Source organism: Candidatus Protochlamydia naegleriophila (genome assembly GCF_001499655.1).
In the GTDB taxonomy this organism is placed as follows: Bacteria; Chlamydiota; Chlamydiia; order Chlamydiales; family Parachlamydiaceae; genus Protochlamydia; species Protochlamydia naegleriophila.
Map to the genome: position 1 here is coordinate 2,530,209 of NZ_LN879502.1, position 19,047 is coordinate 2,549,255.

Annotated in this window: 18 protein-coding genes and 1 riboswitch; of the genes, 5 read left to right on the plus strand and 13 right to left on the minus strand. The window is 43.3% G+C overall.

Annotation, left to right across the window (positions count from 1 at the left end):
* Nucleotides 1–38 precede the first annotated feature (38 nt).
* Nucleotides 39–545 carry a hypothetical protein gene (locus PNK_RS10765; RefSeq protein WP_059061979.1) on the plus strand — a complete coding sequence of 169 codons (507 nt, stop codon included), beginning with the start codon at nucleotides 39–41 and terminating at the stop codon, nucleotides 543–545.
* A gap of 41 nt (nucleotides 546–586) precedes the next feature.
* Here the strand turns inward: PNK_RS10765 and PNK_RS10770 are convergent, their stop codons facing one another.
* On the minus strand, nucleotides 587–799 hold the full coding sequence (locus PNK_RS10770; protein WP_032124479.1) for a hypothetical protein: 213 nt from the start codon (nucleotides 797–799) through the stop codon (nucleotides 587–589).
* Between the two features lie 184 nt (nucleotides 800–983).
* Here PNK_RS10770 and PNK_RS10775 point away from each other — a divergent pair, with 184 nt between their 5' ends.
* The gene (locus tag PNK_RS10775; RefSeq protein WP_059061981.1) at nucleotides 984–1,676 is read left to right on the plus strand and encodes a hypothetical protein; all 693 of its coding nucleotides are present in this window, start codon (nucleotides 984–986) and stop codon (nucleotides 1,674–1,676) included.
* Nucleotides 1,677–1,727: 51 nt separating this feature from the next.
* On the opposite strand, the gene PNK_RS10780 is transcribed toward PNK_RS10775, so the two are convergent.
* Both PNK_RS10780 and dinB read right to left on the minus strand, forming a co-directional pair.
* Entirely contained in the window at nucleotides 1,728–2,966 is a 1,239-nt protein-coding gene (locus tag PNK_RS10780) for a hypothetical protein (protein WP_059061983.1), read from the minus strand.
* 128 nt (nucleotides 2,967–3,094) lie between these two features.
* Nucleotides 3,095–4,147, minus strand: a complete 1,053-nt coding sequence (gene dinB / locus PNK_RS10785; RefSeq protein ID WP_059061984.1) for a DNA polymerase IV — start codon at nucleotides 4,145–4,147, stop codon at nucleotides 3,095–3,097.
* A 284-nt stretch (nucleotides 4,148–4,431) separates the two neighbouring features.
* A riboswitch (cobalamin riboswitch) is annotated at nucleotides 4,432–4,660 on the plus strand.
* 299 nt (nucleotides 4,661–4,959) lie between these two features.
* On the opposite strand from dinB, the gene PNK_RS10790 reads away from it, so the two are divergent.
* On the plus strand, nucleotides 4,960–5,931 hold the full coding sequence (locus PNK_RS10790) for a ribonucleoside-diphosphate reductase small subunit (protein WP_032124483.1): 972 nt from the start codon (nucleotides 4,960–4,962) through the stop codon (nucleotides 5,929–5,931).
* A 24-nt stretch (nucleotides 5,932–5,955) separates the two neighbouring features.
* Nucleotides 5,956–8,289, plus strand: coding sequence for a ribonucleoside-diphosphate reductase subunit alpha (locus tag PNK_RS10795; RefSeq protein ID WP_059061986.1), 2,334 nt, complete (start codon nucleotides 5,956–5,958; stop codon nucleotides 8,287–8,289).
* A 204-nt stretch (nucleotides 8,290–8,493) separates the two neighbouring features.
* Here PNK_RS10795 and PNK_RS10800 read toward each other — a convergent pair whose 3' ends face one another.
* From PNK_RS10800 to PNK_RS13795, 4 genes are all read right to left on the minus strand, one after another.
* Complete coding sequence (locus PNK_RS10800; RefSeq protein ID WP_032124485.1) at nucleotides 8,494–8,898, minus strand: hypothetical protein; 405 nt, start codon at nucleotides 8,896–8,898, stop codon at nucleotides 8,494–8,496.
* Between the two features lie 79 nt (nucleotides 8,899–8,977).
* Nucleotides 8,978–9,913: a DMT family transporter gene (locus PNK_RS10805; RefSeq protein ID WP_032124486.1), complete on the minus strand. Its 936-nt coding sequence runs from the start codon at nucleotides 9,911–9,913 to the stop codon at nucleotides 8,978–8,980.
* 1 nt (nucleotide 9,914) lies between these two features.
* Nucleotides 9,915–10,409, minus strand: a complete 495-nt coding sequence (locus PNK_RS13790) for a cupin domain-containing protein (RefSeq protein ID WP_231909246.1) — start codon at nucleotides 10,407–10,409, stop codon at nucleotides 9,915–9,917.
* Nucleotides 10,410–10,482: 73 nt separating this feature from the next.
* The gene (locus PNK_RS13795; RefSeq protein WP_231909247.1) at nucleotides 10,483–10,929 is read right to left on the minus strand and encodes a cupin domain-containing protein; all 447 of its coding nucleotides are present in this window, start codon (nucleotides 10,927–10,929) and stop codon (nucleotides 10,483–10,485) included.
* Between the two features lie 175 nt (nucleotides 10,930–11,104).
* Here PNK_RS13795 and PNK_RS10815 point away from each other — a divergent pair, with 175 nt between their 5' ends.
* A complete protein-coding gene (locus PNK_RS10815; protein WP_032125784.1) occupies nucleotides 11,105–12,091 on the plus strand; it encodes an aldo/keto reductase in 987 nt (328 codons plus the stop codon).
* A 110-nt stretch (nucleotides 12,092–12,201) separates the two neighbouring features.
* Here the strand turns inward: PNK_RS10815 and PNK_RS13800 are convergent, their stop codons facing one another.
* From PNK_RS13800 to PNK_RS10840, 6 genes are all read right to left on the minus strand, one after another.
* Nucleotides 12,202–12,474, minus strand: coding sequence for a hypothetical protein (locus PNK_RS13800; RefSeq protein WP_231909249.1), 273 nt, complete (start codon nucleotides 12,472–12,474; stop codon nucleotides 12,202–12,204).
* On the minus strand, nucleotides 12,471–13,598 hold the full coding sequence (locus tag PNK_RS10820) for a sodium:solute symporter family transporter (protein ID WP_231909250.1): 1,128 nt from the start codon (nucleotides 13,596–13,598) through the stop codon (nucleotides 12,471–12,473). Before PNK_RS10820 ends, PNK_RS13800 begins: the two co-directional genes overlap by 4 nt.
* A gap of 480 nt (nucleotides 13,599–14,078) precedes the next feature.
* The gene (locus PNK_RS10825; RefSeq protein ID WP_051981755.1) at nucleotides 14,079–14,663 is read right to left on the minus strand and encodes a biotin transporter BioY; all 585 of its coding nucleotides are present in this window, start codon (nucleotides 14,661–14,663) and stop codon (nucleotides 14,079–14,081) included.
* Between the two features lie 372 nt (nucleotides 14,664–15,035).
* Nucleotides 15,036–16,205 carry a hypothetical protein gene (locus PNK_RS10830; protein ID WP_059061988.1) on the minus strand — a complete coding sequence of 390 codons (1,170 nt, stop codon included), beginning with the start codon at nucleotides 16,203–16,205 and terminating at the stop codon, nucleotides 15,036–15,038.
* A gap of 252 nt (nucleotides 16,206–16,457) precedes the next feature.
* Entirely contained in the window at nucleotides 16,458–17,264 is an 807-nt protein-coding gene (locus tag PNK_RS10835; RefSeq protein ID WP_231909251.1) for a hypothetical protein, read from the minus strand.
* Nucleotides 17,257–18,930, minus strand: a complete 1,674-nt coding sequence (locus PNK_RS10840; protein ID WP_079992909.1) for a glycoside hydrolase family 3 protein — start codon at nucleotides 18,928–18,930, stop codon at nucleotides 17,257–17,259. The genes PNK_RS10835 and PNK_RS10840 overlap by 8 nt, the downstream gene beginning before the upstream one ends.
* Between the last annotated feature and the right edge of the window lie 117 nt (nucleotides 18,931–19,047).

Here is a 19,047-nt window from a genome sequence, read left to right on the forward strand (position 1 = left end):
GATTTGATGTTAAACATTATAAAAATTAAGGATTTATCATGCTAAATGCCTATGGTATTTGCTCAGTCAACCGCCAGACATTTAATATGCGGCATCATGACAATGTTTACATGCCACGTGCTTTGAGAAACGTCGTCATCACGGCTTTGCGCATTCACAATGGAATTTTGAACGTACTAGGGTACATGCCAGCAATTTCAACTGTATCCGGCTGCGTCCGCATGGCCACGGGCTTGGGTATAATTGCCGCGACGCTAACTGTGGGTCAGCGCAATGTGACCGAAGGCGCTATTATTGGGCACTGGTATAGTGAAGCCCTCATGACAGGCATCGCACAAGTGGCGCGTGGCGCACTGGAAGCCGTTGTTCCTTTTGGATGGATTGCGAATGCGGCTCTGGACGTCGTAGCAACACCTCTTAACCTGATCAAGCAGGTAGAAGGGTCCTTGATGTGTGATGGATGCAGGGAGGGTTTTGAAGATCACGTGACCCCGCATAGGGAGGCAGATTATCCCCTTCCGTTGAAGTTTTTATACTTGGCCTAAGACGCCACTCTGTTTTCATTCGATCACCTGCGTATAATCTCTCAACAAAAAGTATTGTCCAGAAAAGAGTTAAATTCCAAAGAAAGAATCTTTAAATCTCCCACGCTCTTTGCCATCCTCTCTAATAGATCGATGAAATGGCTGGTCTCATTGACCGAAATAAAGTCAGTCTGATTGCTAAAAAACAGATGATTGATGACCTTTTCTAAATCAATCAACTCTTCCCTAATCAATTTTAAATGAGCATCGCTCATTTAAAGAAGTCCCTCATGAGTGATTTCTTCAATATGTACTGTCTTCGGCTCCGGCTCTGACGAGAGGTTTTTTGTCTTTGAACTCAGTTTTGCAGATTCGCGTTTGCAATTGCGCGCGAGCCTATCTCTCATTGAAAATAAAATTTTTTTCTATATTAATAACTATATTTTTTAGAGAGTTAGAATGATACCCTCCTTTCAGATCTCCTCCCCTCAGCTAGGGATGACAATCATAGAACAAACCGCAATAGCGGTTCAAAATCCCCTAGAAGCTTTGAAGCTGCTGAATGGACGCCAAGTCAACATTATCAATCGTACCGATCAATCGATTAAAACAATTGCCTTGTATCTTTACCAAGAATGCCAGCGCAGCCTTGTCTCGCGCAGCCTCAATTACCTATCTCAAATGCGCTTTATTGGAGGAGTAGTAGAAACCTTTGCCCCGGCCTCTAACGTCGATAGCATTTACCAAGAGATTGTTGCCAGGGAAGATAAGAATGAGCGTATTTTAGACAAGACTATCTATTTGGGGGGAAATGATGGCGAATATGTTGAGATTGGCACCGTTTCGCCACGATATTTATACCTCCCCGATTGGCAAGCATCACTGCTGGCTTCAACCCACTGCAATGACCATTCTAATAACAGCGAAGGCTCTCCTCCTCATTCAACCCCCTCTCAAGTTGGACTAAATCATATCCCTCTCATTGATACGGAGACGGAATCGATTGATGTCGACAGTGAATTGGAAGAGATGATGCGCGGTTGCATGCATCTGGATCAACAGCAGGCTGACACAGATTCTTGCTATTCTTTTGAATCTGAAGACTCTTTGGCATCTCTTGAAACACTTGAATCTGATACAGACTTTGATTAACAAAGGCATCTTTTTCCCAGATTCCTTGCACTATAAATCCACGAAGCTCTTTTAAGGTAATTGCCACTTTCGCACACGCCTGATGAGGTTATCTAAACTTTTTGGATGGGTAGCTGAACAGGAAAAGACTTTAATCGTGTCGTAGCTAATGCCTAAATTTTTCCTACCCTCTCTCATCCGCATTTGCACGACCTGTTGGATCTTTGAAAAATTAAGGTTCGGCATCCTTCTCCACATGCCTGTTTCATCTCTATGTAGGCCTGAGTAGTACTTTAGAATCTTGGATTTGTATTCGGCAATGCTTGCTATGATCATAATCGTGTCCAATAAATCAATGAAACGGCGAATAAGAGCAACCGAAATTCCATCGATTCCCTCAAACAAACCCTCGTTTTTTACGATACCCTCCAAAGCCTTTAATGCCTCTCTAATCCTGTTTAAAGCACACATATCCAGTTCTAATAACTTGTTGTAATCTACCCCCATCATAGTGCTCTTTAAATCACCTAGTGTACTTTTAAACCTAAATCCATTGGCTAGATTGATCTGTGAAACTATATGGAAAGTATTTACTGGCTTTCTCTCCCTAAAAACCCGGAGGCAATTCTCCACTTTTCTGGTCTTAAAATGCCGAGATGGATAAGCAGGCAAATGAAAAGCCCCATTCATGTTAACAACTATTTCTTCGCAAGCTAAGCTGACTAAATTAAAAATCTTCTTCAATTCACTTACTTGTTCACATTTTTTTTGCTCATGGATACTCTCTAATACCAATCGCTGCACCTCCTTTGTACAACGACTCAACTGGCACGTCTCAGGAATGGTTAAAAAGCTGATCACATGCTTAAACAAATCCGACACTGCGATTAGCCGGCTCAGCGGATGAGGAGTCATTAAGACCTTTTCCGCTTTAGCGTGAGCATTAAAACGCCTGCAAGCATTCAGGTAAACGCAAAAAAACCCTCCATTTTCCAGAGGAACCTTTAAAATCTGCTGTCCAATCTGATTTAAAAAATGAGCAGTTTGACTGAGCGTGTAAACCTGTTTGCTAGACCCAACTGTCAGTCTAATGACTGTCAAATCAGCTAAAATAGCTTCAAAACACTGCTTAGAATGCCCATTCATTTTAGTAAATATGTAGTGAATGCAAATCGAGCTGTTTTTCAAATTAATCAGGGGCTTGACCGGTCTGCCGTGAAAAATATTGCCTATGTGCATTAAATTCGCTCTAACCTCTTCTTGTGAGCACATTTCAATTTTACGATCGATGTTTACAATAAAGTTAACCATATAAACCTATTATTGATTGAATACACTCATGTGAGGATTGCAGCGGAATGAACAAGAAAATGATTATCTATGAGAAATATGAGAAAATGAAAGGCGCTGTAATTGGAAAATGTGATTCGATTCCCGTGTCAAAAGAGGGTCAGTTGAATCTCTTCGCCAGAGCTCAAACTCATGCCGATTCCAAGCAGGCGAACAGCCGTTTTTTTACGTTCCCATCCCGTCCTGATTAAAGCCTCGTAAGTGCTTATGTCGAACGCTTTATAAAGCGAGCTTTCAACTGTCGTCGTCATAAAGTCAGCAAATTTGATTTTGACAAATGGCTTCTTGCTGTGGTAGTTGCCAGAGATTTTTTCATAGCGGACCATCAATCTTTGATAGAGATCGGGTACTTGTTCTAAACAGTCTTGAGGGGTTTGTAAGTCCTGCATGAATGTTGATTCTACACTCAATGATTTACGAAGGCGGTCGGTCATAACGGAGCGATTATCGATCCCACGACAAAGCTCGTAAAGAGTCCATGCCCGGCTGCCAAAATAATCATGCAGGGTCGTCAACTCTAATTGCTGCAAGTCTTCACAAGTATAGAGATTAAGAGCGTGTAATTTTTTGGCTGTCACATGACCGATGCCAAAAATTTGGTCCACAGGCAGATCTTTCACAAATCCCTCAATCTCCTTTGGCGTAATGACGAAGATTCCATTAGGTTTGTTCCAATCGCTTGCCACCTTAGCCAAAAATTTATTAGGAGCCACCCCTGCGGATGCGGTCAAATGCCGCTCTTCCCAAATGCGCCTGCGAATGTCTTGTGCTATTAAAGTCGCACTGCCTCCTAATGCCTCTACTTCGGTCACATCCAAAAAAGCCTCATCTAAAGAGAGCGGCTCGATGATGTCGGTAAAAGCATGAAAAATTTCATGAATGGCCCGGCTTTCGCGTTTGTATTTATCAAAATTGGTTGGAAGAATGATGAGGTCGGGGCAAAGCTGTTTAGCCTTCCAAGATGGTATGGCAGAGCGGACGCCAAATTTACGCGCTAAATAATTGGCAGTGGAAATGACTCCCCGTCCGTCTGGGCTCCCTCCAACAGCAATCGGCCGCAAAGCAAGCGATGGATCATCGCGCATCTCCACCGATGCATAAAAAGCATCCATGTCAATGTGAATAATTTTTCTTGTCTTCATCGGCTACACGCTGCAAAGGAACTGGCGGCCTATCCTACCACAACTACTTAATATACAAATGTCAAATAAAACTGAATGTTAAATCCAACCTGTTCATTATACCGATAAGAGAGATATTTTAGAATCTGAAAGGCTAGCCTCTTTTCTTCACCCTTAGCACCTTAGGCATAAGTTCATACTTAGGGGTATAACTTCGAAGGGGAAACACCCTAGAAAAGATTTGAACTTGACAACTTTGGCCATTCTCATTAAAAATGGATCCAATTATGAGGTTTTTCTGATTCTAGAAGAACCCGTGAAAAAGTGCCTCTAGCCACGGCTCGAGGAGAATAGGGAAAGGGGTGTAAATCCCCTACGGTGACGCCGCTGTAACGAGTGACGAACGCTCACATTTACCTAAAGGGTAAATGTTCCACCACTGCTTTAGACCATCTAATGGTCGCTAAAGGCGGGAAGGTTGAGCTTGTAGGATGATCTCGAAGCCAGAAGACCTGCTTTTTCATGCTCATCACATCCAACGTTTGGATGAAACTGTCTCGTTAAAGACAGGATGGGGAGAAAAAAGAGTAATCCTAGCATGATTCCTCGTTTGCCACAGTCAGTGCAAACGTCTTTTTCCCTTTCTATAAAAATTACAAGCCGGTCCCTTTGTAAGGAAACATCTTGCCTTGGCGCAAAAAGGCAAAATTTTCTTGTCAATGGGTCTGAACTTATGAATAAAAGTTCCCTCATTTGAAGTATTAAAATGAGCCGGGATTTTTTGTCTTTAACGTCATGTGAATCAAAATGAATGCTTAAGTGCCAGGAGCTCCATGACTCATTTAGAACCCCTTTTACAAGAAAACAAAGATCGATTCGTTTTATTCCCCATTAAACATCATGCGATCTGGAATATGTACAAACAGGCTGAAGCCAGCTTTTGGACGGCCGAAGAGATCGACTTATCGATTGATATTCAAGATTGGGAAAGAAAACTCAACGACGATGAGAAACACTTTATCAAGCATGTATTAGCCTTTTTTGCAGCAAGCGATGGGATTGTCAACGAAAATTTAGCCGTCAATTTCATGAATGAAGTGCAATATCCAGAAGCGCGCTGCTTTTACGGTTTTCAGATCATGATTGAGAATATTCATTCGGAAGCCTATTCCCTCTTGATCGACACCTACATCAAAGATCTCAAAGAGAAAAATTACCTTTTTCATGCTTTGGAGAATGTTCCCTGCGTCTCTAAAAAAGGGCATTGGGCTCTTCGTTGGATTAGCCAAGGCAGCTTTGCTGAAAGGCTCGTTGCCTTTGCAGCAGTGGAAGGAATCTTCTTTTCAGGCAGCTTCTGCTCTATTTTCTGGCTTAAAAAACGAGGATTGATGCCAGGTCTAAGCTTTGCCAATGAACTCATCTCCCGCGATGAAGGACTGCACTGCGATTTTGCCTGCCTACTCTACTCACAGCTTTCCTATCCCCTTCCAGATGAAGTCGTGCAAGCCATCATCGCCAATGCTGTGGCAATCGAAAAAGAATTTGTCGTCGATGCCCTGCCGGTCAAACTCATTGGCATGAATGCCGAAATGATGTGTCAATACATAGAATTTGTGGCCGACAGGCTCTTAGTCGCCCTCGGCTGCGCGAAGATCTACCACGCCACCAATCCATTCGATTTCATGGAATTGATCTCTTTGCAAGGTAAAACCAACTTTTTTGAAAGAAGAGTCTCTGAATATCAAAAGTCTGGCGTCATGGCCCATAAAGAGGCCCATGTCTTTACCTTGTCTGAAGAATTTTAAACTTTATTAAGGATCAAAAAAACTATGTTTGTCATGAAACGAGATGGAAGAAAAGAACCCATCAAATTCGATAAAATTACAGCGCGCATTCAAAAGCTTTGCTATGGACTCGACCCCATTCACGTCAGTCCGATCGTTCTAGCCATGAAGGTCATCGAAGGTATCTACGATGGAGTAACAACAAGTGCGCTAGACAACTTGGCGGCCGAGGTTGCTGCTACGATGACTGCCACGCATCCGGATTACGCCTTGCTGGCCTCCCGCATTGCCATTTCTAATCTTCAAAAAAATACGCATAAGTCTTTTTCGCGCACAATCGACGAGCTTTACCACTACACCGATCCCAAAACCCAAAAGCCAGCTCCTTTGATTGCAGAAGAGGTGCATGCGATCATCCAACAGCATGCAGCATGCCTCGACTCTACTTTAATTTATGACCGTGATTTCGGCTTTGATTACTTTGGATTTAAGACCCTGGAAAAATCCTACCTGCTAAAAATGCATGGCAAGGTGGCCGAGCGTCCCCAACACATGCTCATGAGAGTTGCTATTGGGATTCACAGAGAGGATATTGAATCAGCCATCGAAACCTACCACTTGATGAGCGAAAGATGGTTCATTCATGCGACTCCAACGCTCTTTAATGCAGGAACGCCCAAGCCTCAAATGTCTTCTTGCTTCCTGTTACAGATCAAAGAAGACAGCATAGAAGGCATTTTTGACACGCTGAAACAGTGTGCTAAAATATCCCAATCGGCCGGCGGGATTGGACTTAGTATTCACGATGTACGGGCAACAGGCTCATACATCAGGGGAACAGGCGGAACCTCAAATGGCATCCTTCCTATGCTGCGGGTCTTTAACGATACGGCTCGTTATGTCGATCAAGGCGGTGGAAAGCGCAAAGGATCCTTTGCCATTTATTTAGAGCCATGGCATGCCGACATTTTAGATTTTCTAGACCTACGTAAAAACCATGGCAAAGAAGAAGTGCGTGCACGTGACCTCTTTACGGCCCTTTGGATCCCTGACCTCTTCATGAAGCGCGTCGAAGAAGGAGGCGATTGGTCCTTGTTTTGCCCGAATGAAGCCCCAGGCTTAAATCTTTGCTGGGGAAAAGAATTTGAGTCGCTCTACATCCGCTACGAAAAGGAAGGACGGGCACGTAAAACAATCAAGGCTCAGGAGCTATGGTTTAAGACATTAGAATCTCAAATCGAAACAGGCAACCCATACCTTGTTTACAAAGATGCCTGCAATCGGAAGTCGAATCAACAAAACTTGGGAACCATTCAATCGAGCAATCTATGCGCCGAAATCGTCGAATACACCTCTGCCGACGAAATAGCCGTTTGCAATCTCGCTTCTTTGGCGCTTCCTCGCTTTGTTAAAGAGGGTGTATTTGACCATCAAAAGCTTTATGAAGTGACAAGAGTCGTGACTAAAAATCTCAACCGGATTATTGACTACAATGATTATCCGGTTGAAGGGGCGCGCAACTCCAACCTGCGCCATCGCCCGCTTGGAATAGGTGTACAAGGATTGGCAGACGTTTTCATCTTACTTCGGATGCCTTTTGAATCAAAAGAAGCCCAAGAGCTCAATCAAGCCATTTTTGAAACGATCTACTACGCCGCTTTATCATCCTCCAAAGATTTAGCTAAAAGCGAAGGCCGCTACTCAAGTTATGAGGGATCTCCCATCTCCCAAGGAATATTGCAATACGACATGTGGGGAATAAAGCCGAGCAATCGCTGGGATTGGGAACTCTTGAAACGGGAAATTGCCCAATATGGCGTACGCAATTCCTTGCTTCTGGCTCCCATGCCTACGGCCTCCACCTCACAGATTTTGGGTAATAATGAATGCTTTGAGCCTTACACCTCCAACCTCTATACGCGCCGCGTCTTATCAGGCGAATTCATCGTCGTCAATAAACATTTACTACGCGATTTGGTACGCTTAGGCCTTTGGAGTGATCGGCTAAAAAATCAAATCATTGCTGCCAATGGGTCCATTCAATCCATAGATAGCATTCCTGCATCCATCAAAGCACTTTACAAAACTGTTTGGGAAATTAAGCAAAAAACCTTGATCGACATGGCAGCCGACCGCGGAGCCTTCATCTGCCAGTCCCATTCTCTCAATTTGTTTATTCAAAATCCAACGTTTGCCAAATTGAGCTCCATGCATTTTTATGCTTGGAAAAAAGGACTCAAAACAGGCCAGTACTACTTAAGAACTAAGGCCGCCGCCGATGCTATCAAATTTACCGTTGAACACAAGGCAGACGCTTTAGCATCCTCTCCAGCCTGCTCTTTGACTCCTGAAGAGGGATGTTTAAGCTGTAGCGGATAGGAAACTATAACCGAGGGCGTATGTCTTTAGCTTAGGAAAGATAGAAGTGAGTTAGAGGGCTAAAGGTTTTTCATAGCGCCAACATCCGGTCTTACAAAGATGCTTTAAGAGTTTGTAGGCCAGATTTTAAAACCCATAGTGAGAGGCACTATGGGTATAAAAAATAATGAGATGTAAAAAACGCCGGGGCTTTATCTTTTCTGCTTAACGCCTCGAGTCTTGCCTGCGCCGCTCTGCTTGCTGTTGCTCGTAGCGACGATCGTCAATGCGGCGATCCTGTAGCCTTCTCATCTGAATAGCTTCTTCAATGCGCCGCTCTTGCCTATGGGCCGCATCGATTCGCTCTTGGACTCTCCCCTCTTGGCGATGAGCTGCATCAACCCCCTCTTGCACACGCGCCTCCTGGCGGTGAGCCTCGTCGATGCGCTCTTGTTCCCTTTTCGCAGCATCTTTTTTCTCCTGCTCAATCTTTTGCTGGCGCCACCACTCTTCGCGCCGCTCTTCCCATTGTTTATCATCAATCTTATGCGTTTCTGTCTCCGCCAAAAGAGTAAACGGCAACAAAAAGCCTACACCTAAACTGAAAAGCGAATATCGCAAGAACCGCATATAATTCCTCCTGATGACCATCTAAAATTTTTGTTCATTTATTTTAAATTATACCTATTCCCTTTTATCATACCCTTTTCTAATTCTCAAATGGATTGGAATTGGTTGAATCGTAAGGGGAAATGGGCAGCGATACTTTTTTAGACAAATTAGAATTTTTCATGATTAGAAATCCAGCCACGATGACTAGTAAGACGCCAAGCAAATCTGAAATAGGAGGCACTTGCTTCCAAATCATCCAATCGAGAATCCCGACAAAAACAACCGAAGAATATTGAAAAGTTCCAACTTCAGGTGCAGTCGCATATTCGTAGGCCTTTGCCAAGCTCATTTGTGCATAATAAAAGGCAATTCCAGCAGCTAGTGAAAAGCCAATGGTATGCCAAGAGGGTGGTTGATCGGAAAAAGAAGGGAGAAAAAGAAGCTGGATGCAAGTAGAAAAAAAGAAAAAATAAAAAACAATGCGTTCAATCGAATCGGTTGGCGATAGCATTTTAATAAATACGTAAGCAATGGCCAGTGAAATGCCTGATGCCAAACCAATCACATTGCCAGGATGCTCCACAATCGAAGCAGTTGGTTTAATAATGATCACAATGCCAATGAATCCAACCAAAACAGCCCACCAGGTAAACATAGATACTTTTTGCTTTAGCATAAAAAGAGAAAGAATGGGGATGAAAAGAGGAGCCGCATTGAAAAGGAGCGTCGCATTAACCAGCGGAACTTCCCTTAAAGAAAGGGTATAGAGAAGGCTTGCAGCCAATCCGAATCCCACCCGGCCCAAATGATAGCCAATATGAGAGGTTCTAAAGGCCTCCACCCCCTCTTTATAAACCATGGGGAACATCAAGGCAAGGCCTGTTGCATACGTCAGCAGACTAACCCAATAAATCGACCCTTCAACACTTGCACTTTTCGTCAATACTCCAAATATGGCCATGAGAAAAAAAGCCAGAAGAGCATAAGAGCTGCCTTTAAGGATATTGGGTTGAGGAAGAGTATAGATGACCAATTTATCCGCCCCCTACGACAAATAGGTCGTGTTGGTACTTAGGCAAATGCTCAAAGTAGGAACTCGGAACGTTAAATAGTGAAGCTAGCACTTCATTTGAGTAGGCTCCCAAACACCCCGATAATCCAATATCTGAGGGCGCAGCGTGGTTAAAAAAGATGGCAAAAAGGGCCTTTGAATCGCCTGTATTCGCAATGTGATGCAAATAACCTCGCGGTAAAAAACTCATGTCTCCAGGTACCATGTCAAAGGTATCAACCCCGCCGTTTGGCGAAAGCAAAGTAATGCGCGCTTGTCCGCTGATGAGATAGTTCAATTCATGCGCATTAGGATGCCAGTGGGGCTCTCTTGCACCTTTGGGCTCCAGCATTAGGCTATACATTGCCAGCCTATCTAAGGCAGGCATCAAAAAGTCATTGCTCATCTTCACCGTCCCTCCTTTTGTTTGGACTTGAGGATGAGTCTCTTCCAGATTCATTTTCAAGCGATTTGTCATCCAAGCCATATCAACGAATAATCTTCTTGGCTTTTCTGCGATAAAAATTGGAGAAAGCTGCGCATGTAGGTTTTTAGAAAAAGTCAGGCTTCTGTCTAAATGTTTCTCCCAAAATTTCTGAAGGCATAACTGCCACTGAAGAGCTGAGATTCAAGTCTTCAGGCATTTCATGATCAAAGCAAATGAGCAATTTAACAGGCTCTTCTCCAATATTTTCGATGTGGTGAATCGATCCCATGGGAACAAAAGCCAGGGCTCCAGGCTCGATCACGAAGGTGTCGTGCACAGCTCCTGGACTAAAAACAGTCATCAAGGCACGCCCTTCCAAACAATAGCTAAGCTCATTGGCATTAGGATGCCAGTGAGGCTCTCGAATACCCTTTGGATGAAGGCGTAAAAGCGAGAGCGAAATCCCCTTCAAAACGGCTAACTCTTGTTGGGTAACGTCTGTGCGGCTCCCTCCCGTCGTTTGTTTCTGGGGAGGAGTTGCATCGACTTGAAAGCGGTGAGAAGAAACCATAGATAAGCCTTTATTTGATTCCAAATAAGCTGTGTTCTTGAATTCAGTTTTATCACGTTGTAAAATTAAATAGACATATAAAATATTTGAAATAGTTCCGTCTTTGAGCTCCTCTTATGATGATCATCGAAAACCAAAATACTCAGGTTAATAGAGCAAAGGAGAAACAATGACAATACAACAAAGGCGCCTTGGAGCAAGCCTATTAACCGTCTCTGCCATCGGCTTGGGATGCATGGGAATGTCAGAATTCTACGGACCTGCGGCCGCTGAAGAATCGATTGCCACAATTCACCGTGCACTCGATCTAGGCCTTAACTTTTTAGATACGGCAGATATGTACGGCTCGGGTAAAAATGAAGAGCTCATCGGACAAGCCATTCGTCGCAAGCACGATCAAATCATAGTGGCTACTAAATTTGGAATCCTTCGCTCCCAAGGCCCTAATGCAAATGCCGTTTCTGGGAAGCCTGAATATGTACGAATGGCTTGCGAAGCCAGCTTGAGGCGCTTAAAAGTTGAAGCAATCGATCTTTATTATCAGCATCGGGTTGATCCTCATACCCCTATAGAATACACCGTAGAGGCAATGTCTCAACTCGTCAAGGAAGGAAAAGTGCGCTATTTAGGGCTTTCAGAAGCCTCTTCATCGACTTTGCGTCGGGCTCATCAAGTCCATCCGATCACTGCCTTGCAGACAGAATACTCTCTTTGGAGCCGCGATCCGGAAGAGGATGTTTTTGACACTTGCCGCGAGCTCGGGGTAGGATTTGTTGCTTATAGCCCTTTAGGAAGAGGATTTTTAACTGGTAAAATCAAAAGTGTCAATGAACTTGCAGAAGACGATTACAGGAGGCAAACACCCCGTTTTCAAGGCAATAATTTTCAGCAAAATTTAGCCCTGGTACACGCCATCGAAGCCATGGCTGCAAAAAAGGATTGCACCCCCTCTCAACTAGCTTTAGCATGGGTATTGGCTCAAAAAGACGAGATCATCCCAATTCCTGGAACTAAGCAGGTGCGTTATTTAGAAGAAAATCTTAAGGCTCTATCAATCCACTTGTCCCATAAAGACTTGGAGGATTTGAATCAAATCGCTCCAAAGGGAATTGCGGCCGGCAAGCGGTATTGCGATTCACTCATGCCCAACATGAATGTTTAGCCACAAAAGATTTTAACCTCTCATAACTGCGGATCTCGCATAATAACAGCTTTGTAATAGTCCAAACATCAGAATGGAGACAACCGAAGTGTCTCCATTCTGAGATAGGCTTAAGAAGTCGTGTTATTCAAGACTTGAGCCTCTTCTTCCATTCCCCCCTTCCATTTCATCCAAATGACTCCAGCTCCATATCCACATAGAGAAAAAGAGATGCTCAAAATTTCTTTTGGAAAATCGATTGACAAGGCGCGGAAAAAACAAAAGCCTATTCCTCCACATAGCATGGCTAAAAAGGCCGATACAGTCGAGCCGCGCTTTCTCAACAAGGCTGCTAAGACTGGGACAAACAAGCAACAGACAGATAATTCGTAACTTTGAATCAAGAGATCGACAATTTGTCCAAAAAAAGAAATGACCCAATGAAAGCCGCCGAGCCAACACCGGCTGTCAGCCAGCGGGAAATAGCCACACTATCCAACTTGACAAGGGTTGTAAAGTCAAAGTCCTGGCTGAGATTGGAACTCACAGCATTCAGCAAAGAAATGGCTGTTGAAATAATCGCCATCAAGACCGCACAGCCCAGAAAGGCGGCAAACGTTGGATTAGTCACCGCTTTAACGGCTTCCATGAAAACGCTCGATCCCTCTGGCACAGCAAGATCCATTTGCTTGCCTAAGATCCCAAAAAAGATCGGAATGATGCAAACGGTCAAAGTGCAAACGGCTGCACAAGCTGCAGCTTGTGTCACAACACGGGGCGATTGCGCCGCAAAGCAGCGCTGAGCCATGTCTTGTTCGATAACCATGAAAAGCAATGGCATGAGAAGCCAACCACTCAACTTCGAAACATTATAGTCGAAAGCCCCCCCCCCGAGCCCCCCTTGCCAAGCAAGAGTCCATGCAGAATCTTGAAAGTAGAGGACATAGAAAAAACCTCCGGCAAAAACGGCAATAAAGAAAAGGGCTTGTATAATGTCTATCGAAACAACGGCCTTTAATCCGCCCATCACTGTGTAGACAATGATCAAGGCCCAAAAAGCCATGAAGAGGATAGGTTGATCGACGCCTAAACTAACCATAAACTTCTTAGAGGCAATGACTTGAGCCACCAGAATCATGAAGAGCGACACAATCGATAGCAAAGAAGCTAATTGCTTGAGGAGGCGTGATTGATAGACGACTTCGAATAATTGAGCCACCGTCGAGACTTGAAATTGAGCCATTTTTTTTCCAATGCCGGTAGCCAAGAGGACGAATCCCAAGCAGGCTCCCATAGGATAAAGCATGACGCTCCAACCATAACGATAGGCCTCCTCGGCCGATCCTAGTATAAGACCCCCTCCAATTTGTGTCGCAACAAAAGTCATTAGCAAGGGGAAAAAGCGTACCTCTTTGCCAGCTAAAAAATAATCGCTTTGCGTGTTTAGATTTTTGGTGGCTCTTTTGCCTGCAAAAAAGCACATCAATTGAATGACAACAACGAGAGTAATAAAGATCGAAATATTCATTTTTTATCCCTAATAAGTATTTGAACAATAAAAATCCTTCGTTCCTATCTAAAGGGCTACATCCTGAAATAGTTAAAAGCAGCCTTACTCAAATAAAGAGAGAACTAGATAGTGAGGACAAATCGGTAAACTGTGAAAAAAACTTAAAAAAATGCGCTTAGCAAGAATGGAAAGAATGGAGAGAATGATGATGGATAGAAAGAACAGAAAAGAAACAGTTTTGTTTAGGCTGCGTCCTAAGAGCGGTGAAAATCGCATCGACTAACATAATAAATCCTTCTTTTTAAACGTTCTAAGCCATCTCCCTTTCCATTTAGGGATAGAACTTAAGGAATGTAGACTCAAATATTTTAACAATTTTTAGGCTTTGAGTCAAGATTGCAAAATTCTAAAGGCTTTTTGAGATTCATCAACACTCAAAAAGCCCTATACACAAAGCTCTTGGCCAATCTTCGCGATTTTGCAAAGGCTTAAAATGGTTTAGCCGTGTTGCTCAATAGATGCAAAAGAAGAACGCTTGAGAATGTAACACATGACGCATACTTTTACGATTTCTCCAACTAAGAAAGGATAAACGCCCATCCACAAGACATTATTCCAACCTACATAAGGAGCCAATCCTAACACACCTAAACTCATTTCTAATGTACAAGCGACAAGACCCGCCAAGAAAACGCGCGAAACACTAAATACTTTCATTCTCTCAACCATCCAGCCCATGCAATAAGCTTGTACTAAAAAGCCAAGAACATAGCCCGCTTTGGGTCCTAAAAATACGAGCGGATCAATAGCTGCATTGGATAAAACAGGTAAGCCCATTAAAATTTCAGAAAAATATGCTAAGACCGCCAATGCTCCTTTACGACTGCCTAAGGTAGCCCCAACTAGCAAGATGGCCAACGTTTGCATCGTTATAGGAACAGGCGTAAACGGTAATGTTACTTTTATTTGAGCACATAACGCTATAAGTAAAGAGGCCCCCAGTACTTGAAGAATCGAACTCCAATTCCTAACCAAGGGATTTGGCTCGGCAGCAACCCGACCAAAATCAACAGCAATAACCATTTTAATACCTATCAAATTTAATTTTAAGAAGCATTTTATCAAGATTATTCCATATTATCCAGACTCTTTCATAGTCGTCAATACTTAGTATTGTTTAAAGAACTCTTCTCATTGAGTCATCTAGTTTTAAGTCTTTTTTTTATATTTTTGCTAAAGTTTTTTTTTCACTATTTCATTTAGAATCTATCAAATTAAAAAATTTATTCTTAACAACAGAGAATCAAAATGAACTTAAATGAAAAATAATAGAATCTTTTATGATGGAAACATGTGTCTCAATAGAAAAAGATGAGAGTTCAATCTTTTTCTATTGATGTGAGAGGGCGATGAGGCTGCGATTAATGTTTTCGACCTCAATCATCCATGCCTGGGCTATGAGGGAGGAACGATTTTAAATTGCTCTGAAGCAATGCCATTGTTCTTAAAATGGGCTAACATATCTTGAGGAGCCATTTTCATAAAATCGTAATCAAATACTCCCATTTTTCTCTCCAGCTCTTTGCCGTACTGTTTTTGCATGCTCTTGGCCCAACCCGAGACAAGCTTATCTTTGTTGGCATTATCCTGCCCTTCGACTTGTTTGATAAGTCTTTCCAAATCTTTTTTAATAGCTGGATTTTCGACTATGAGCTCATTCCAGGCTTTTTCGGCTGCTGCCTTTTGAAAAACTTGAGACCCAAATGCAGAGCAAAAAATTCTTCGTCCTTTTTTTCCACCAATTAAAATATTGCCCTGCACAGCCTCTTCAAAAATCCCCTTAAAGACTCTTTTTTGAGCGGATTCAGATAAGCCTTTTCGATTAAACATGGCTTTTAAAGCCATTTTAAAAGAAAATTTATTCATCAAAGGCTTCGTTTTATTCTTGCCCTCGCTTTCAACTTGTCCATCTTTTTTGATCTTTGCCTTATCTTCTTCACTCAATAAATAGCTAGCTTTAGGAGCAAATCGTTCTGCAATCGCTGCAGCCTTGACCGCTGTCATCGCATATTGCTGTTCTGGACGATAAATTTCATATTCATACCCGACGCCCGAATCTAACACACACGACTTATGAGTAAACAAATCCACCGTCCGCAATCCAGATTCTTTCGACGGCATAGCCTCAGAAATGATGACCCTCCCCTTTTCTTTATCTATTCCAACAACGACCGCAATGTGAACAGCTGTCGATTTAGCATTCTTGTCCGAAAACCCAAGCCATTTAGCAATGGTTTGTACAAGACGAATCAAAGGATCGACAAATTCTACTCCTTTATTACCAGTAACATGAGTCGCAATCACATCGCCAACTTTAAATTGATCACAAGCTTTTTGCTTCTCTTCTAAGGAAGTTGGAAATATCAAGCTTGGCAGAGTGTTTTTGGCAGAAGAAAGAGGGCGGCTCTCTGCAACGGACACCGTCGATAACTCAGACCCGGCCGGCTTCATGGCACTTATTTGACTCGCAAGCCCCGCCATTCTTACATCAGAACCTGTAACCGGCTTGCTAACTTCACTTTGAAAAGTATTCTCGCTCTTTAGTGGGTTATGTTTTATTTCCACCTTAAATCCCTTTTTTACATTAATTAAATACTATTAAACGTTTTATTATAATATAAAGATCAATATTTAGAATTGAATGAACGTTTTGTTAATAATAAATTAATTTTCAGAATTAAAGAAATATGAGACGCAAATATTGACTTGGGCAATGATATTTATCATTGGTCTGTATTGAATGAATGGAATGACTTAAGGGGCCTCGCTATGTTTTTTAGCACAAGGACCCTCAGATAGGGTGAATGTCCAGGCTTATTAAACCAAGCGAAACGAGAGATATGATTCGATTCGATTGCACCACCCCTTAATCCAGCGCTGCTCCCGCCTTTCTGCGGGGGAATTCTGGACGCGTACATGCAAAACTTCTTTAGCGGCTTGCGCAAATTCTTGAATGGCCGGGGTACCCGGTGCGACTCCCTCCATGCGTTCAAGGACTTGCAGTAATCCCCATCCTTGCCCATTATAGCATTCTTGAAAGGAGACCCCTTCACCTTTAAAATTAAGGTAATCTAAGAGGACGTACAAGCCATTTGGCGTTTGAGCCAAACGATAGAACTGTGAAGCAACGTGTTCTTTTTTATCGGAATGGGCGTGCTTGAGTAGGGTAGGCAAAGCTCTGTGCAGACGCTCTACCATAAAACAAATTTGCAAATCGATGTGGTCGATGAGAATCTGGCGCAGCTCTTCCATATTTGGATCATTTTGCGCCTGCAAGAATTTCTCACGCGACTGCCAAGGGCAGCCTGCATGCGCATTTAGCCAGGTGGGCAAAGAGACGCCATGTTGCTTTAAAAAAGCCAGCAACGACGGAAACATTTCTTTAAAGGGCCCTTGTTCTCCTTCTGGATACCAAATGAAATGGCCAATGCCCAAAGAAGCAAACTCTTCTCCTTGATTCCAACTGGTCAACCCCTCTCGTTTTCCACCACATTCATTTCTCCAAATCTGCAAGCCCATATGCGTCGCCTCTTTTTGATCGAGCATGAAAGGAGAAGAGGAAAGAGCGGTTCCATTGCCTGGAACACAAAGCAAAAGGAATCCAAGCATCCATGCTCTATTCACCGTCTCCTCCAAACAATTGATTTTTAGCTGCCTGCAGCGAGTAAGCACTCGGACTGAAGGTGCATAAGAGTCGCTCTGAATGAGAGAGAAGCAAGGCATCTTTCGGATCGCGCACGACTAATGCAACTGTCTGAGGACAGTTATTTTGAATGGCATGAAACAAGTCCAACTGCTTGACATAACGCCATCCATTATAAGAAAAAAAGATGCAGATGTCGGCCGTCTCGCATTCGGCAAGAATGTGCTCGGATTCGCTCTCGCTTGGATTCAAGTTTTTAAAAAATAGCGGTTTAACTTGCTTGCCAATCGTCAACCAATCAGTCCGCTCGATTTCCTCTCTCAATACGTCTGGCAAGATTAAAGCAAATGATTGATCTTGATCAGGCAAGGGATAGGAGCCCTGAATCGTTTGAATGGCAATTTGCGCAATTTTCTTTGCCAGCTGTCGGTTTTCTTCTGAGGATAATTCTACGGCCTCTTCTTCCTCCCCGGTCTCAAACAGACGATACGTTTTTTTAAGATTCAAGAGACGCTTGACAGAAGCATCTACACGCTCTTCAGTCAACAACCCCTGCTTGACTGCCTCAACTAAAAAGCGATGGATGCGCAAAATATCTTCGCAATTCAACTCGAATCCTATCTGGTGATTAAAGAGCTGCTTGCCTCCCAATAATAAGAGATCATGCCCAGCCTGCAAACTGCGAAGCGCGGCTTCTTCAATGGAGTCACATTGCTCCAGCAATCCTTGCATGACCAGCGAATCGGTCAAAATCACACCCTCATACCCCATTTGTCCGCGCAGCAAGCCTTCGATAGTGGAGCGCGAAAATGTAGTACAAGCAGTAGGATCCAATGCCGGCACCATGAGGTGAGCCGTCATGATGACAGGCGTTTTAGAGGCAAGCACTTGGAAAGGAAGTAATTCAATTTCCTCAAGTTCCTCAATCGATTTGTAGACCGTTGGCAGAGTTTCATGAGAATCCAATTTGACATCCCCATGTCCTGGAAAATGCTTGAGAGTCGCAACCATATGAGCCCTCTGATATCCCGCTAAGGCCTTAGATCCAAAGCGAGCGACCTCTTTAGGATCGGAGCTAAAAGCTCGAATGCCAATAATCGGATTAAAAGGATTGCTGTGAACATCGACGACTGGAGCCAAATTCATATTAATTCCAATCGTTAACAGTTCGCAAGCCATGGCATAAGCGCTTTCCTCGGCTAACTGAGGCTCGTTTGTTTGCCCTAAAGCAAAGTTTCCCGGAAAAACTGTGACGCCATTTGTGATGCGGTTGACAACACCGCCTTCTTGATCGGTGGCGATTAAAAGTGGAATTGGATGCTCTTTGCTGCTAGCACTTTGCTGCAAATGCGTGCTGAGCGACTTAATCTGCGAAGGAGTACTCAAGTCATTCGCCCACTGATAATAGATGACTCCTCCCACATGAGCCTCATGAATCAGCCGTTCAACCTCTTCACTTAAGTCATGACCTCGAAAATGGACCATTAACAATTGCCCGACCTTCTCTTCCAATGTCAGCTCTTCCACAGCCGGAAGAGGTAAATCACCCCTCAACGTAGCCGCAAGTATTAATAAGAGGCAAGTAGCATACCTCGCCTTCGATAGCAGAGTGGGTTTTACGACTTGAGAAAAGAGGCTGAATAGCATAGAGATCCTGAGGGATTTGAGTTCTGGGTCTATCTTTTAGCCAATAGCAAAATGAACATTCAGCCGAAACCAAACTCAGATTAATAAGTCTAATCTTATAACAAAGAAAAAGAAGCT

Coding starts and splice junctions, on each gene's coding strand:
- PNK_RS10765 (WP_059061979.1), top strand. CDS start 39: ATGCTAAATGCCTATGGTATTTGCTCAGTCAACCGCCAGACATTTAAT.
- PNK_RS10770 (WP_032124479.1), bottom strand. CDS start 799: ATGAGCGATGCTCATTTAAAATTGATTAGGGAAGAGTTGATTGATTTA.
- PNK_RS10775 (WP_059061981.1), top strand. CDS start 984: ATGATACCCTCCTTTCAGATCTCCTCCCCTCAGCTAGGGATGACAATC.
- PNK_RS10780 (WP_059061983.1), bottom strand. CDS start 2,966: ATGGTTAACTTTATTGTAAACATCGATCGTAAAATTGAAATGTGCTCA.
- dinB (WP_059061984.1), bottom strand. CDS start 4,147: ATGAAGACAAGAAAAATTATTCACATTGACATGGATGCTTTTTATGCA.
- PNK_RS10790 (WP_032124483.1), top strand. CDS start 4,960: ATGACTCATTTAGAACCCCTTTTACAAGAAAACAAAGATCGATTCGTT.
- PNK_RS10795 (WP_059061986.1), top strand. CDS start 5,956: ATGTTTGTCATGAAACGAGATGGAAGAAAAGAACCCATCAAATTCGAT.
- PNK_RS10800 (WP_032124485.1), bottom strand. CDS start 8,898: ATGCGGTTCTTGCGATATTCGCTTTTCAGTTTAGGTGTAGGCTTTTTG.
- PNK_RS13790 (WP_231909246.1), bottom strand. CDS start 10,409: ATGACAAATCGCTTGAAAATGAATCTGGAAGAGACTCATCCTCAAGTC.
- PNK_RS13795 (WP_231909247.1), bottom strand. CDS start 10,929: ATGGTTTCTTCTCACCGCTTTCAAGTCGATGCAACTCCTCCCCAGAAA.
- PNK_RS10820 (WP_231909250.1), bottom strand. CDS start 13,598: ATGAATATTTCGATCTTTATTACTCTCGTTGTTGTCATTCAATTGATG.
- PNK_RS10825 (WP_051981755.1), bottom strand. CDS start 14,663: ATGGTTATTGCTGTTGATTTTGGTCGGGTTGCTGCCGAGCCAAATCCC.
- PNK_RS10840 (WP_079992909.1), bottom strand. CDS start 18,930: ATGCTATTCAGCCTCTTTTCTCAAGTCGTAAAACCCACTCTGCTATCG.